The 15,348-nt window shown below is 64.7% G+C and carries 14 protein-coding genes; 1 reads left to right on the top strand and 13 read right to left on the bottom strand.

The window, feature by feature from the left end; translation table 11 throughout:
* Window positions 1-52: 52 nt before the first annotated feature.
* On the bottom strand, window positions 53-811 hold the full coding sequence (locus B1790_RS13605; protein ID WP_079923703.1) for a hypothetical protein: 759 nt from the start codon (window positions 809-811) through the stop codon (window positions 53-55).
* Window positions 812-1,053: 242 nt separating this feature from the next.
* Here B1790_RS13605 and B1790_RS13600 point away from each other — a divergent pair, with 242 nt between their 5' ends.
* A complete protein-coding gene (locus B1790_RS13600) occupies window positions 1,054-1,581 on the top strand; it encodes a TetR/AcrR family transcriptional regulator (protein ID WP_079923702.1) in 528 nt (175 codons plus the stop codon).
* Window positions 1,582-1,632: 51 nt separating this feature from the next.
* On the opposite strand, the gene B1790_RS13595 is transcribed toward B1790_RS13600, so the two are convergent.
* The 12 genes from B1790_RS13595 to B1790_RS13540 form a co-directional block, all read right to left on the bottom strand.
* Window positions 1,633-3,309 carry an MCE family protein gene (locus tag B1790_RS13595; RefSeq protein WP_079923701.1) on the bottom strand — a complete coding sequence of 559 codons (1,677 nt, stop codon included), beginning with the start codon at window positions 3,307-3,309 and terminating at the stop codon, window positions 1,633-1,635.
* Entirely contained in the window at window positions 3,306-4,469 is a 1,164-nt protein-coding gene (locus B1790_RS13590; protein ID WP_233165097.1) for an MCE family protein, read from the bottom strand. The genes B1790_RS13595 and B1790_RS13590 overlap by 4 nt, the downstream gene beginning before the upstream one ends.
* Window positions 4,469-5,869 carry an MCE family protein gene (locus B1790_RS13585; protein ID WP_079923699.1) on the bottom strand — a complete coding sequence of 467 codons (1,401 nt, stop codon included), beginning with the start codon at window positions 5,867-5,869 and terminating at the stop codon, window positions 4,469-4,471. The genes B1790_RS13590 and B1790_RS13585 overlap by 1 nt, the downstream gene beginning before the upstream one ends.
* On the bottom strand, window positions 5,866-6,855 hold the full coding sequence (locus B1790_RS13580) for an MCE family protein (protein WP_079923768.1): 990 nt from the start codon (window positions 6,853-6,855) through the stop codon (window positions 5,866-5,868). Before B1790_RS13580 ends, B1790_RS13585 begins: the two co-directional genes overlap by 4 nt.
* Before the next feature lie 67 nt (window positions 6,856-6,922).
* A complete protein-coding gene (locus B1790_RS13575; RefSeq protein ID WP_079923698.1) occupies window positions 6,923-7,954 on the bottom strand; it encodes an MCE family protein in 1,032 nt (343 codons plus the stop codon).
* A complete protein-coding gene (locus tag B1790_RS13570; protein WP_079923697.1) occupies window positions 7,954-9,159 on the bottom strand; it encodes an MCE family protein in 1,206 nt (401 codons plus the stop codon). Before B1790_RS13570 ends, B1790_RS13575 begins: the two co-directional genes overlap by 1 nt.
* Window positions 9,160-9,529: 370 nt before the next feature.
* Window positions 9,530-10,186, bottom strand: a complete 657-nt coding sequence (locus B1790_RS13565) for a TetR/AcrR family transcriptional regulator (protein ID WP_079923696.1) — start codon at window positions 10,184-10,186, stop codon at window positions 9,530-9,532.
* A 3-nt stretch (window positions 10,187-10,189) separates the two neighbouring features.
* Window positions 10,190-11,884: an FAD-dependent oxidoreductase gene (locus B1790_RS13560; protein WP_079923695.1), complete on the bottom strand. Its 1,695-nt coding sequence runs from the start codon at window positions 11,882-11,884 to the stop codon at window positions 10,190-10,192.
* Window positions 11,885-11,925: 41 nt separating this feature from the next.
* Window positions 11,926-12,522 (bottom strand): TetR/AcrR family transcriptional regulator, encoded by a 597-nt coding sequence (locus B1790_RS13555; RefSeq protein WP_079923694.1) that lies wholly within the window; start codon window positions 12,520-12,522, stop codon window positions 11,926-11,928.
* Window positions 12,523-12,699: 177 nt separating this feature from the next.
* Window positions 12,700-13,281 (bottom strand): AAA family ATPase, encoded by a 582-nt coding sequence (locus B1790_RS13550; protein ID WP_079923693.1) that lies wholly within the window; start codon window positions 13,279-13,281, stop codon window positions 12,700-12,702.
* Window positions 13,282-13,322: 41 nt separating this feature from the next.
* Window positions 13,323-14,624 (bottom strand): MFS transporter, encoded by a 1,302-nt coding sequence (locus tag B1790_RS13545; RefSeq protein ID WP_079923692.1) that lies wholly within the window; start codon window positions 14,622-14,624, stop codon window positions 13,323-13,325.
* 27 nt (window positions 14,625-14,651) lie between these two features.
* Window positions 14,652-15,320 carry a bifunctional 4-hydroxy-2-oxoglutarate aldolase/2-dehydro-3-deoxy-phosphogluconate aldolase gene (locus tag B1790_RS13540; RefSeq protein ID WP_079923691.1) on the bottom strand — a complete coding sequence of 223 codons (669 nt, stop codon included), beginning with the start codon at window positions 15,318-15,320 and terminating at the stop codon, window positions 14,652-14,654.
* Between the last annotated feature and the right edge of the window lie 28 nt (window positions 15,321-15,348).

Here is a 15,348-nt window from a genome sequence, read left to right as displayed (position 1 = left end):
TCCGTGCGTTCGGGAGAAGCCAAATGAGTGGCCATCTGACTAGAGCGGTTGTCTAGAACTTCACGGCGAGGTCCTGGCTCGCCAGTCTGCGGACACCCCAGAAGAAGGTGACGAGCGGCATGGTGCACCACAGCACGTTTATCACCACGAACTTGACCCACATCTGCACCGGACTCGACATGCTTTCGAGATTGTTGGCGATCTCGACTCCGAAGTACACCGCCGGCAGAGTGACCTCCACGATCATTCCGCCCATGATGAATCCGAGTTGAGTGTTGGTGAACCTCTTGCCATTTCGGAAGAACTGCACCATCGCGTATGCCTCGAACAGTCCGACGAACAGGGCAACCCATTCCAAGACGACGATGAGAGGGTCACCGTTGAGGTAGCGCGCATCGCCACCGAGCAGGATGGGTGACCACATGTAGCTCCAAGCTGCGCCGCTCTCGACGCCTGCCCTGATCTGGTCGAAGAACAGCAGCCATGGCAGCTCCCAGATGAACCGGGGGATGAGGGCGATGAAGACCCAGGTGACGATCATCGCGGCCAGCCGGTCGGACTTCGTGTGGTCACGTCGGCCAGGAAGCGGCAGCCACGGCAGCGCGAGCGCTGTCACGAACACGCCCACCACGCAGATGACCAGTGTCGTCGAGGCCACTTCGTGGGAGACCCCGACCCGGTACTCCAGGAACCAGAAGAATGCGTTCACGACGAAGAAGAGCGCAAGGACGCCGAAGAGCGACTTTTGGAGCGAGGTGAATCCGGCATTGGCCGGAAGTTCCGCGTTGCCGGGGCTGATCGTCTCGGTCATGGGTGTGTCCTGCCGAAATGCATGTGCACGGCTCATAGCATTGCACATGCCATGTTTTTGTCGCAAGGTGTTGAACCTTCGGTTGTCCCAGGTAAGCGCGCCCACGGCTAGCTGTGTCATAAGCTGGCGGGGATGACGAAACACGCTGGGCCGGACGGACTGCGACGGTGACGCCGGGCAGGCGCACTTCGCCCCGCCGACCGGCCACCGGTCGGCAGGAGCGCGGAGACCGAACCCGTGAAATGCTCATCGACGAAACCGTGCGCTGCATTCGCGAAGAGGGTTTTTCGGCCGCCAGCGCCCGGCACATCATCGAGCGGGCCGGTGTCAGCTGGGGTGTCATCCAGCACCACTTCGGAGACCGTGACGGCCTGTTGACAGCGGTGATCGAAGACGCCGTCGACCGCTTGATCGCGTCGCTCGAGGTGCTGTCCGACCCTGCCGTAGTCTCCAGCACCGAAGACCTCGTGCGGGCGACGTGGGACGCCTTCGCAAATCCAAAGGCGATGGCGGGCCTGGAGATATTGATCGCGACCAAGGACTTGCGCAAGGGGTTCGGCAGCAAGCACGTCGAGCGCCTGGGTGCCGCCCTTGCGGGGTTGACGCAGCGTTTCGACACTGACACCGATGGTGGCCATGGCGCTGCGCTTGGGATGCTGTTGTGGACGACACCGGTTGCCATGATGATCGCCGAAATGTTCGCCACACTGCCGTTGGACACCAAGGATGCACAGGCCGCGATTGCCGGCCTGCTAGACGCACATCACTGAGCCGATGGCCATCGCCGGTGTCAGAACGGTTCTCGATGTGTTCGTTGTGGGCTACGACGGGCGCGGGTCCAGCATGAGTTCCACCCAGCTCTCGGCGGGATGAATTGCCGATGCGCCCGCGGCGTAGACGCTGATCCCGCCGGTCGGGTCGAGGAAGGCGCCGGACTTCTCGTCGTAGCTCGCCGGTGCTGCGGTGGCAGGTGGCTGTTGGGTTTCGGCAGGCAACAGGGGTGGCGACGCATCGGCGGGGGCCGGTGGTGGCTGCTGTCCGTATGGTGGCACCGTCTGATCGGGTGGAGCACGGAACGGCAGGGGCGGGGGTTGTGGCCCAGGCGTGTTCGGAGGTACTTGCACCGGGTAGGGCGGTGTGAGAGCGGGACCGGGTCCTGGCGGAACGCCTGGCGGCAGATTGACCACCGGCGGCCCCGGATCGTAGTCGGCATCCGGCGGAATGAACGGATATTTGTTCTGTGGCAGGGTCATTCGGGGGTCGGTTACGGGGGTGCCGTAGGGCACCGTCGGCCCCCGCCAGGGATTGGTGCCCAGCGGCACGTACCCCTGAGGGTCACGGCACAACTGCACCGTGGGTGCGCGCTTGCCAGGGAATTCCATGCACGGGTAATTGCGTGCGCCGCGAACGACGGTGGCGTCGTTCTGGGCGACCTTGCAGTACATCCCTTGCGGCACTTCACGAAGAGTCTCGTCGGCAGGACTTCGGATCTGTGCCGGCGGGATGTATCCGACCGAACATGGCGGCGGATCACCGAGATTGAGCTTGAAGTCCGTCTTGGCGCCTTCGTCGAGGGGCTCCTGGTTGGCGATGGTCGTCAGTGCGGCGGTCAGGGCGGGGAAGATGACGAGAGCTTGTTCGATGGACTTGTGATAGATGACGCCGATGCGTCCGAAATTGGCCAGGTTGGCCGCCAACATGGGGAAGGAGACCTGGATCCCGGAGAAGGCGGCGCTCGCGGTGTCGGCCGCGCCGGGGGCGGTTTGCAGCAGCGTGCGTACTTGGGGGTCGGCGTTGCGCACGTTGCCGGTGAACCGTGCCAAACCGTCGGCGAAGCTCTTGATGTCGTCGCCGCTGCGGGTTTGGGAGTCCAGGAACGGGCCGGCTTGGTCGATGAGGGCGATGGTCTCGGGGGTGTGGGCGTTGGCTTCGTCGACGAGCAGGCGGGAGGATTCGATCAGGCGGGCGAGATCGGGTCCCGAGCCGTCGAAGGCCTTGAACGTCTCGCGCAGCAGGTCGCGGAGTCGGCTTTCGCTGATGGAGTCGACGAGTTTCTCGGCTTCCTTCAGCATGCCTGCGACGTCTTGGCTCAGGGCGGTGTGGTCGCGGCTGATGCGTGAACCGTCGTGCAGGGGTGAGGTGTCCGCCCCGGGGATGGGGATGAGTTCGACGTACTGTTCGCCGATGGCCGAGGCGCTCTTGACCGTGGCGGTCGACGCGGCCGGTACCGGGGTGGCGCTGTCCAGGCGGAGGACGGCGTCGACGCCGCCACTGCGAGCCAGCGACACGTCGGTCACCCTGCCGATGGTGGTGCCGCGGTAGGTGACGTTGGCGTTTTGGTACAGCCCGCCGGTGGCGGCGAAATTGGCCGTCACCTTGTAACTTCCGATGCCGAGCGCGTCGGGGATCTTGAGGTAGAACAGCGCAATCAGCGTCATCGAGATGGCGGTGACGATGCTGAAGATCGTGAGTTGCCAGCGCACCAGCCGGGTCATCATTGGCCGGGTCCTCCCGTGCTGGGTGGGATGGTGAAGGGGTCGGCGGCTTGACCGGAGAGGTTGGCCATGGCGCCGGTGAGGAAGTCGGGGGGATTGACGACTTCGTTGAGGTGCTTCATGTTCGGGTCGAACGGGGATGTGGTCAGCACCGTCTCGCCGAGGCGACGCAGTGTGAGGTCGATGGTGACGAAGGCGTTGAGGAAGTCACCGCGGACCGCTTGGTTGAGGTAGGTGCCCGGCAGGGGGTAGGTCGGGAGGTAGGGCAGCGAGTCGACCAGATCGTTCGCGCTGTCGGCGAAGGCCTTGACCACGGGGTAGGCGTCCTTGAGGTCGGCGGCGACATCGGTCTTGGTTTGGGAGAGCACCCGAGAGGTCACCTCGGAGAGTCGTTTGAGAGCGGTGAACGCGGTGACTACGTTGTCGGCGTTGGCGTTGAGCACCGTCAAGGCGCCGGGCAGGGCGTCGAGGGCGCGGGCGAGTTTGTCGTTGCCGGCAGCGAGAGTGTGTGCGACGCGGTTCACGCCTTCGGCGGCGGCGATGATGTCTGCGGTCTGGCGGTCGACAGATGCGGCGAGCTCGGCGAGGCGGGGAATCAGCCCGTCGAATTGTCCGGCCCGCCCGACCACTGCGGCGTACAGCTCGTCGGTGATGTCCTGTATCGCACCGAGATTGCCCTTGCTCACCACGATGCCGAGTGAGGACAGCGTCTCTTCGGTGGTCGGGTAGCTGGCCGCTTGGCTGATCGGAACGCGCGAACCGTTGGTCAGGTGACCTTGCGGGGGAACGGTGTCGGGTGCGGTGAGCTCGATGTGCTGGGAACCTAGCAGCGACGTTTGGGCCACCCGCACAACCGGATTGGCGGGTAGGTCGACCTGCGCTGCGAGTGACAACTGCACTGCGGCGAAGAACGTGCCGTCACTGCGCTGCACGGCCTCCACACCGGAGACGCTGCCGACGGTGACGTCGTCGACCTTGACCGGAGAGTTCTGCGGCAAACTCGACACGCTGGGGAGTTCGACGGTGACGACGAACGAACCCGAGCCGTGACCCGCGGTGCCCGGCATGTCCAGGGAGTTGACGCCGCTGAACTGGCAGCCGGTGGCCAGGAGCGCCGACGCCGCGACCGCCGACGACGTACGAACCATTCGAGAGCTGATCATCAACCGCCTCCAGATGTGTTGGACGGCAGTGGTGCCGGGGCGACGGGTGTGGGGTCGGGCACGGGTCCTGGGGCCGGTGGCCCCGGTTCGCCGGGTGGTGCTGCCGGAGCTTCTTCCGGTGCGGGCGGCAACATCAGGCTGGACACGTCACCGTCGGGGGACACCGTCGGAGGAGTTACCCCGGGTAGCGGCGTCCACTGCAGTTGCGACACTGGGGTTTTGGACTTTGCCTCGGTCTCGGGGGTGTCGTAGAGGACCTGCCCCTTGTAGGCGGTGATGCTGGTGATGGGGTGCAACAGGATTGGGGGATAGTTCGCGGTGAGTCGCTGGAGCACCGGTGCCATCCGCTGACGGCAGATCTCGGCCCGCTTGAAGTAGTCCGGCGTCGCACCGGTCTCGATGGAGCCGCAGAGCAGCTGCACGGGGTTGGAGAAGGACGGGATGGTCAAGATGCCCGACACCGACCCCTGGGCGGGGTTGTAGATGTTGTAGAAGTTCTGCAGGGCGTGCGGTGCGACGTGCAGGATTTGTTCGATGTCCTCGCTGTGGTCGTCGAGCAGTGTGGTGAACCTGGTCAGTTTGTCGACCTGTGCGACGAGGGTGTCGTTGTTGTCCTTGAGGAACCCGCGGATGTCGGTCAGCGCGTGGTTGAGGGTGTCCAGCGAGGCGTCGAGATCCGTCGAGCTGTCGGCGAGGACCTGAGACACCGACGCGACATGACTGGAGAACGCCACGATCTCTTCGTTGCTGTTGGACAGGGCGTCGACCAACGTGTGGAGGTTCTTGACCGTTCCCAGCAAGTCCGTGCGTGAATCTCCGAGCCGTCCTGCGGTCTGGGACAATTCGCGCACGGCTTGCCTGAATGAGTCCCCGTTCCCGTCGAAGGTGTCGGCGGCCTGGTTGACGAACGACGTCAGCGGGCCCTGAAGCGAACCGGGCTGCGGGCCGAGTTGCGCACTGAGTTGGGTCAACTGGTCCTTTACGTCGTCCCACTCGACGGGCACCGCGGTGCGGTCGACGCCGATCACCGCTCCGCTGGCCATGACCGCGCCGTCGGAGTACACCGGGGTCAGTTCGATGAAGCGGGCCGAGACGAGGTTCGGTGCGACCAGGAGCGCCTGCGCGTCGGCGGGAACCTGCACTCCGCCGCCGACGGACATGCGCACCGTGGTGTGCCCCGGTGAGGGTTCGATCGAGTCGATCGTGCCCACGGGGACACCGGCGACCTTGACCTCGTCGCCCGGATACAACCCGACGGCGGACGGGAAGTACGCCTGAATTCGTACTGGGTTTGGCCGAGGCCACACCAAGTACGCACCCACGCCAATCATCACGACCATGGTGACGAGGGCGACGTTGCGCAGCCGCGAGCGCCACGTCGAGTTCATGACGGCGCTCATGGCGACTTCGGCCTGATGACGGCGCGGTCGGTGATGAATCCGCGGAGGAAGTCGGCGAGGCTGTCGGGCAGCTTGCCGGGTTGGAAGTAGGCGTCCAAGGCCATCCCGGTGATTTGCGGGGGAGGAACGCCGTAGACGTTGGCACTAAACCCTGGACCAGATCCGACGACCTCACCCAGTTGTGAGGCAAAGGACGGCAGCCGTCGTAGCGAGTCGTCGATCTGCGCGCGTCGGGTTTCGAGGTTGTTCAGCACCAGGTTCAGCTTCGTCAGTGCGGGTCCGAACTCCTTGCGGTTGTCGGAGACGAAACCGGAGATCTGCCGCGCCAGGTCGTCGATGCCGGAGATCAGAATGCCAAGGGACTGGCGCTTCTCCGACAGTGCGGCGAACAGTTGGTTGCCCTCGACGATCAGCTGATTCATTTGTCCGGAGCGGCGCGCCAGCACGTCTGAGACGGTCTTGGCGTGGGCCAGGAGTTGTTGGACTTGTTCGTCGCGGTCGTTGATGCTCTTCGACAGGGCGGTCACGCCGGTGAGCGCGCCGCGCAGCTGCGGAGTCGCGTCGTGCAGGGTGTCGGTCAGCACGCCCAGCGCCTCGACCAGTCGTGGCTTGTCCAGATCGCCGACGTTGCGTCCCAGGTCTTGCAGAGCGGTGCTCAGCGAATAGGGGGTTGTTGTGCGGCCCAACGGGATCGACGTCACCACCCCGGTGCCGGCCGGTGTGACCTCAAGAGCCTTTTGACCGAGAACGGTGTCGGACTTGATGGCCACGGTGGACTGATCGCCGACGCGCAGGTCGCGGTCGACGATGAAACTTACCTTGGCCGAGCGGTTCTCCAACGCCACGGCGGTGACCTTGCCGACGCTGTAGCCGTAGATCTGGACGTCGTTGCCGGTCACGATGCCGGCGGCGTTGGTGAAGTACGCCTGATATTGGCGGCCGCGGGGCCAGAACGGCAAGTCCGCGTAGCCAAAGGACACCAACATCGAACAGACGATGATGGCGATGCCGAAGATGCCGAACCGCAACGGATCTCGTTCTCCATCCGGGCCCTTAGTTCGTGAAGGCACAGCGTCCTCTCGTCGGGTCGACGGGGGAGGCGGCGGGCAGGATGATGTCGCTTCCTGCCGGGCCGTTCACCTTGAACTTGATTGCGCAGAAGAAGATGTTGAAGAAGGAGCCGTAGGCTCCCAGGGACGCCAGCCGGGCGTAATTCTCGGGCATCCGGTCGACGACCTTGTTCACGTCGGCCTTGCGGTCGTCCAGTGTGGTGGCCAGCGGACGAAGGTTCTCGATCACGCCCTGCAGCGGGCGCCGAGACGTGGTGAGCAGCTCGGTCAGGTCCGCTTGAGTCGACGCCAAGGGTTCGATTGCGCCCGCGATGGGGTCCCGACCCTTGTCGAGGGTCGTGATGAGTTGTTGGAGTTGGTCGATGCTCGTGTCGAGCTGTGAGCTCTTCGCGTCGACGGTGCCGATCACCGTGTTGAGGTTCGTGATGACGTCGCCGATGAGTTGGTCACGCGCCGAAAGGGTTTGGGTGAACGACCCCGTGCTGGAGAGGAGCTCCGACAGAGGCCCGCCGTCGCCCTGCAACAGCTCGATGACCGCGTTGCTCACCTCGTTGACCTTTGCGCCGTCGAGACCCTTGAGGACGGGCCGGAGCCCACCTAGTAACGCGTCGAGATCCAAGGCCGGCTGGGTATTGGTCTTCGGGATCGTGGCGCCGACGGGGAGCTTGCGCAATTCGCCGGGTCCGGAGGTGATTTCCAGAAATCGATTGCCGACGAGGTCCTCGTAGCGGATCGCCGCGTGAGTGGAGGTGTAGAGCTGGTAGCGGTCGTTCACGTCGAAGGTGACGTCGACGTGATCGCCCGCGATGGCGATGTCCTTGACGCTTCCCACGGTGACACCCGAGATGCGGACGTCCTGACCGGTTTTGAGCCGAGAGACCGATACGAACTGGGCGTGGAATTCCCGTCCTGAGCCGAATTGGAACTTGCCAAAGGTGACGACGAGACCGGCCATGACCAGCAGCATGACCACGGTGAAGACGGCCACCTTGAGGCCAGTGCGATTCTGCGACATCAGTAGTCATCCCTCTCGGCGTAGGCGCCGTTGAACAGGAACTGCAGCGTGGACGGCCCGTCGAATTGCAGTTCGGTGTTCGGTTGATAGGGGACGTATGCGTTGTCGGTCACCAGGAACGGGGCGTGGTACCACGAACCGCCGATTTGTTTGGTGGGCAGGATCGGCAATCCCCGACAGTTCGGACCGCCCGACGCGTTGACGATGGGCAGGCTCTCCGGGTAGGTGTACGGGGCCGATCCAGGGATGAAGCTCACCGAGACGAACAACCCGGGGACGGTGCCACCGAGGCTGGGTCCATACCGCTGGTCCAGGATCGAGATGGCCTTGAAGACGCAGCCGTACTCGGGGGAGTAGTCCGCGAGCACCTTCAGCGGGGCCCGTAGCCGCTGGAAGGCCGCGATCAGGTCGTTCTCGGCGGGAGCCACCGTCTGGTAGGCATTGTCGGCCAGGCCTGTCGCCGCGAGCAGGGTGGCGTTCAGGTCGTCACGAGAGTCCACGACCGTCCTGGCGATGGTTGGCGTGTTGTCCAGGACGGTGAGCAGGTCGGGTGCGGCGTCGGCATAGACGTTGGCCACCTCGGCGGTCTTCTGGAAGTCGCTCTGCAGGGTGGGCAGCGTCGGATTCAGTTGCGTCAGAAACGTGTTGAGGCCCGACAAGGTGGCGCCAAGGTCGTCGCCGTTGTTGCGCAATCCGGTGCTGACGGCGGTCAGCGTGGCGTTGAGCTCCACGGGGTTGATCTTGTGCAGTGTGTTGACCAGGCTTTGAAACAGGGTGTTGACTTCGACGGAGACCGAGCCTGCGTGCAACTGCGCACCGGGTGCCAGGGGGGCCGGTGACGGCGCATCCGGCGGCACGAACTCGACGGCCTTCGCGCCGAACACCGTGTTACTGGCGATCTTGACGATCGAGTTCGACGGGATGAAGTCCATCTGGTCGCTGCGGATCGCCAGCGTCAGCTTGGCGTCGGCGCCGTCGTACTCGACGGTGGCTACCTTGCCGACCTGGACACCCAGATACTTCACCTTCGCGTCGGGTTCCATGAGTAGCCCTGCGCGCGGCGAGGTCACCGTCACGTTGGCGGTCGGCGTGAACGCAGCCGTGTAGGACAGATACGTGAATACCGCTGCTGCGGTGAGCAAGGAGACGAGAACGGCGGCAGCGATCCTGACCGCAATCTGGTGATTTCGTGCCCCGCCCGTCACCGGCGTCTTCTCATTCGCAAGTCGTCGGTGCCGTCGGTTGTCACGAGTTCGCGGCCGTATGAGGGCCGGCACTCGCCGTTCTCATACCGCGGGCCAGCTGTCGGCTTCGGCACCCTGGCGCTGGACGTATGGACGACACGGGCCATAGCATGGCACACGCCATGTTTACCTGGCAAGGTCGGCTGAAAACCGGTGTGAGTCGACCATTTCCGATAGCTCAGATGGTCAAAGTTGTCGAAGCGTCAGTAGTTTCAGCTCGGTCAGCGGTATTCGTTTTGTCGTCGGTCTTCGCCACGGTTGCCAAGGTCGCGGGCGACGGGGCGCGACCGATGACGCCCCGGTCGACGATCCCGGCCGTGGCGGGTCCGGGTCAGCCAGCCGGGTTCGTCTGCGCGATCAGGTCGATCACGATGCGCAGCCGCCGGCGCATCTCGGGGTAGGTCCTTCGGCCCTGTACCAGCGCGAGCATTTCCGATGTCCACACGTCGGCGAGCACGTCGGCAGTCTGTCGGTGTAGCGCCGATGTCGCCCCGCCGCTCATGAGGTGCGCAAACATCTCGCGGGTCTCGACTCTGATCATCTCCGCCTCGGCCGAGGCGACGACGTTGGAGGCGACGTAGGCATGGGCGAGCGCCTCGGTGACGCGATCGGAGTCCTCCATTGCGTGGACGAGGCGCCGCACCACCGTCTGGAGTCTGGCGAACGGATCCGTGATCTCCGCCAGGTGCCGGCCCAGGCTGTCGTCGAAGCGCATCAGTTCCCGATCCAGGGCCCACACGAGCACGTGCACCTTCGACGGAAAGTAGTGATACAGCGTCGCGAGCGATACCTTGGCGCGGTCGGCGATGTCGCGGACGTGCACGCGGTCATAGCCACCCACGGCGGCAACCTCGACCGCGGCGTCGAGGATTCGTGCTCGTCGTTCGCGTTGACGGTCGGTCGTAAGTTGGTCTTCGGGCAGCGCGGGTGCGTGGTAAGACTTTGGAGCGACGGTTTCGGCACCAAAAGTACCGGGCCGCTTGGGCATTCGCTAGGTCTCCCGGCCGTCCGACGCCACGTCGGCACCGTCGCGGTCGGTGGCGCTCCGGCGCACCGTGGCCAGCAGCTCGTCGACGTCGACGAGCTTCACCCTGGGCCGCGACTCCGCCTCTCCCAGTTGGCGCTCAGCGGCGTCGATGGCGCGCCAGCCCGACCAGGTCACCGGTTCTGCGCCGCGGTCGGCCATGGTGCGCAGCAGGTCGTCCCGACTGCCAACCTCTCGGTCGAGTATGCCGTCGTCGAAGTTCGAGAGCAGGGACGCGACCGTCTCCTCGGCGCAGGTACGGTTGGTGCCGATGACCCCGCGCGGCCCACGCTTGATCCACCCGGTCACGTACACCCCGGGAACCGGCGTGCGCTGCTCGTCGACGACTCGACCAGCCACGTTCGGAATGACGCCGGCGGCCGAGTCCCACGCCACGCCGTCGATTTCGGAGCCGCGGTAGCCGATCGAGCGCAATACCAGCCCCGTCTCGACGAGTTCGGTGTCGGTCGCCGGATCTCCGAGCACCAGGCCGCCGCCTTCACCCGAGCTGTTTCTGACGACGTGGACACCCTCGACGCGATGCTCGCCGACGACGTCGACTGGAGACGCCAGAAAGCGGAACAGGATTCGTTTGTTACCCGGTGTCGTCGGCCGAGCAGCGTACTCGCGGGCGATGTCGAGCTTGGTCGCGGTTTCGACGTCGTCGTCTGGCCTGGCATCGAGGTCGTCGTCACCGTCGATCACGATGTCGACCCCGTCCAGATTTCCCAGTGCCAGGAACTCGCCTACGGAGAAGGCGGCGTGGCGCAACCCCCGTCGTCCCATGATGACCACTTCGTCGATTTGGCTGTGGTGCAACGACTCCAGCGCGTGACGGGCGACGTCGGTGGAGGCAAGGTGTTCGGGGGTGGCCAGCAGGATGCGGGCGACGTCGACGGCGACGTTTCCGTTGCCGACGATCACTGCGCGCCTACCGGTCAGGTCGAACTCGTGCCCGGCGTGATCGGGATGGCCGTTGTACCAGCCCACGAAGTCGGACGCCGCATGACTTCCCGTCAGGTCTTCGCCGGGAATCCCGAGATCACGGGTGCGGGTGGCGCCGACGGCGTAGATCACCGCGTGATGGTGGGCGAGCAGGTCGTCGTGGGTGACGTCGCGGCCGACCTCGACGTTGAAGTGGGTTCTGAAACGCGGTGAGGCGAAGGAGCGTTGGAAGACGTCGACGACGGATTTGGTGTGCTGGTGGTCGGGGGCGACGCCCGCACGGATGAGTCCGTACGGGGTCGGCAACCGCTCGAAGAGGTCGACCTCGACGCCGTCGACTGCGATCAATTCGCTTGCGGCGTAGCACGCTGCGGGACCGGCGCCGACGACCGCGATCCGCAGTCGTCCCGGTGTCACGGGGCGATGCTTGGGTGCGGGCGTCGACGTGTCCGGTTCGAGTGGGTGGCGCTCGAAGTACGCGGCGTTGATGTCCTTGAAGAGCGCCAACGACTCCGGGAGGTCGTCCTCGTAGTGGACCGCGCCGACGGGGCACTCGTCCATGCATGCGCCGCAATCGATGCACGCCTCCGGATCGATGTAGAGCATCTCGGTGTCGGTGAATTCTCCGGCGCCGCCGACGGGTCGGATGCAGTCCACCGGACACACCGGAACACAGCTGGCGTCCTTGCAGCAGTTCTGCGTGATCACGTACGCCACGTCGACGGGCCTTTCGGATGGGGGAGGAAGGACGTGCGGGGTCAGCGCTGCGGGACGCCCTCGAGGATGAGGCCGACGGCGGTCTGGACGCGGTCCGCGGCTCGCTGAAAGGTCATCGTTCCGGCCGCCGCCTGAATGAGGGCTCCGGAGAACACCAACTCGAGCGTGGCGATCACCTCGGGCCACGACCCTGGGCCGACCGCAGAAGCGATCAGTCGACGGATCTCCAGGCCGATCTGTTCGCGGGCTCGGTCGGCGGTCGGTCCGCTGTCGAGGAAGACCGCCGCGCAGGCCGACGCGATCGCCGGTTCCTCGGCGACGACCAACATCATGTGGCTGAGTTGCTCGGCCACCCGGGTGAGCGAGCCGTGGTTGGCGTCGGTGCTCAGCTCGACGCCCCGGATCCGGCGGAGGCAGGTTTCGACGACGAGTTCGTCGGTGGAGGAGAACAGCTGGGCTGCGGTCGTGGCCGGTACGCCAGCTCGGGCGGCCACCTCGTTGACGGAGATGGCGTCCATCGAGGACTGGCGGAGCAGGTCGACCGTCGCGTCGATCAACTTCGTCGATGCCTCGGCGCGCGACCGGCGGTGCCGACGAGCCTCTAGCTCGGTAACGTCGGACAAGTCTCCACTGGACATGTGTCCAGAATATGCATGACCTGCGCGCCTGGGCAAGCCGATGCAGAAGGCGCGGAAAATTGCGATGTTTGGCGGACGATCCAACGCACTTTGGCGAAGTGCGCTACCGAGACCTCGCCTCGCAGACTCCCAAACCAGACATATGTCCAGTCTGCGGGTGCGGGCTGACGCGGGCTGCTACCGCTTCGTCGTGATGGCCGCGACCGCCTGGTCGAATGCCGTCAGGTCGAGCACGGGACCGTCGTTGTCTACGACGAGATGATGAGCTGAGTCCCAGAGGCACTCGGTGTGCTGGGTCTTCCAGAACTCGTCCCAGTGCTCGACCTTCCAGTTGTCTCGGCCGTTGCGGCGCTCGACGACGCGGTTGAAGACCGTGTCACCGTCGGCCTTGACGTGTACGACGACGAGTTCGGCATCTGGCCAATCATATTGCCGCGCCGCTGTTTCGAGGTATCCACGATCGGCGAAGTAGCGGCCGAATGGGGCGTCTAGCACGACGGAAGTCCCGAGGCGGAGGTTGTCGCCGCAGGTTCTGAGCAGAGTCTCGTACTCAAGGGGCATGACGACGTTCTGATAGAACTCGTTGTTGTCGCGTTCGTTCTCGTCGAATCCGTTCGCGTGCAGGATGTACTCGGTGAACGTCGTCGCCAGGGTGTCCTTGTTGAGGTAGGCGGCGCCGTATCGGTGGGCGATGGCCCTGCTGACCGTGGACTTGCCCGATCCCGCGGGCCCGATGACGAAGAAGGCCGTTGGTGTCATCGACTCTCTTTCATGTCCGAAGCGTTGCACTGCATCGACTTTCAGATCGCGGTGGCGGTCGTCCGGTCCTTGACGAAGATTCCGTAGGAGGCGCCGCCCACCAGGAGCAGGATGCCGCCGACGAGGAAGACCAGCGTGTAGTTTCCACCCGTGGCGTCGAGGATGACGCCGGTGACGATGGGCGCCGTTGCCGCGCCGACGAAGCCGCCGAAGTTCTGAATCGCTCCCAGCGAGGCGACCTGGTGCCTCTCGGCAAGATCGGATGCAAGGGTCCAGATGACTCCGATCGGTACCTGCGCGAAGAAGTAGCCGGCGCAGAGCAAGATGATGACGACGACGATGTTGTGGATCTGGGTCACCGGTAGGACCGACGCCGCTGCCAGGATCGCGCCCCCCACGATGGGAATCTTGCGGGCGGTGAGGGATTTCACCCCGCGCTTGATCAGCCTGGACGACACGTATCCACCGGTCAGCACGCCGAGAACACCGCAGAGGAAGGGCAGCGACGCCACCCAGCCGATTTCCTTCAAGCTGAAGCCGCGGCTCGTCTGTAGGTAGCTGGGCAGCCAGGTGAGGTAGACCCAGACCATGTAGAACACGCCGAACGCACCGACGACCATGAACCAGGTGTTCGGTTGGCGCAACAGCGACATCCAGCTGGCCTTTTCGGTGACCTCCGCGTCGTCGTCGACCTCGGCGCCCTTGATCGCGATCTCCTCGCGCAGGGTGGGATCGCGGTAGACCTTCACCCACACCGCCGCCACCAGAAGGCCGAAGGCCCCCACGACGAGGAACATGCCCCGCCAGGTCATGGTCAGCATGAGAAACGTCAGCAGGGGTGGCGCGATCGCGTTGGCGATCTGCGACCCCGTGTTGATGATCGAAATCGGAAGGGAGCGTTCGTCTTTGGCGTACCAGCGTTCGGAAACCTTGAGGCCCGAGGTGAAGAACGGCGATTCGGCGATGCCAAGTGCCACCCGCATGGCGTAGAGCACCCCGAACGAGCTGACGGTCGCCGTGAGCATGGTGACGACCGACCACATTGCGGCAGCCCAGGCGAACATCTTCTTCGCGCCGTACTTGTCGACCAGGTACCCAGCGGGGAGGTTGGCGATCGCGTACGGCCACGAGAATGCCGAGAGCAACAAGCCCATGTGGATCGTGTTCAAGCCCAGATCCGCGGCGATCGTCGTGTTGGCGATGCTGAGGGTGTTCCGGTCGAGGTAGTTGACGACGCCGGCCACGACGATGAGCACGACGAATCCCCACCGTAATCGGGAGTGACGCCCTGCTGGCCGCTCGGTCAAGGTGTCGACGTCGACGCTGTTGTCGGAGGTGGTCATGGTCAGCTTTCGTTGGTGGGAGGCGCGCTAGTTCGTGTGGTCGTCGGAGGCGGAACGGGCGCGCGTGATGGCGCTGAGGAACGTCTTCGCCGCCTCGGTGACGCGCTGGTAGTCGGTGCCGCCGTCGGCGGCCTTGGTGACGAAGCTGCCAACGCCGACGGCGGTGGCGCCTGCGGAGAACCAGTCCGCGACGTTCTCGGGGGTGACGCCACCCGCGGGCAGGATGGGAACCTGCGGCAACGGTGCCATCACCGTCTGGACGTAGCGGGGGCCGACGAATTCGGCGGGAAAGAGTTTGACGATGTCGGCACCGCATTGGATGGTGTTGACGATCTCGGTCGGGGTGAACGCGCCGCTGACCGAGATCGCCTGGTAGCGGTTGGCCACGGCGATCATGTCCGGGTTCAGTTGAGGGCTGACGAGCAGCTGGGCACCGACTTCGATTGCCCGATAGGCGGATTGCTCGTCGAGGACGGTTCCGGCGCCGACCAGGACTCCTTGGTCGCGGTACTCCTCGGCGAGGGTTTCGATGACGTGAAGGGCGCCGGGCACCGACAGCGTTATCTCCAGCGCTCGAATGCCTCCGTCGACGGCGGCGCGAGAGACCTCCAGTGCGTCCTTGGCGTTGTCGAGCCTGACGATCAATATGGCGCCGGTCTCGTCGATGGCCTTCATGTGATGCAACTTACTTCCCATAAATTCACACGGTATCCCACCGATTAAC

This window comes from Mycobacterium sp. AT1, from assembly GCF_002043095.1.
GTDB lineage: Bacteria > Actinomycetota > Actinomycetes > Mycobacteriales > Mycobacteriaceae > Mycobacterium.
The sequence above is the reverse complement of the archived record's forward strand: the minus strand, read 5'-3'. Positions and strand labels throughout refer to the sequence as shown.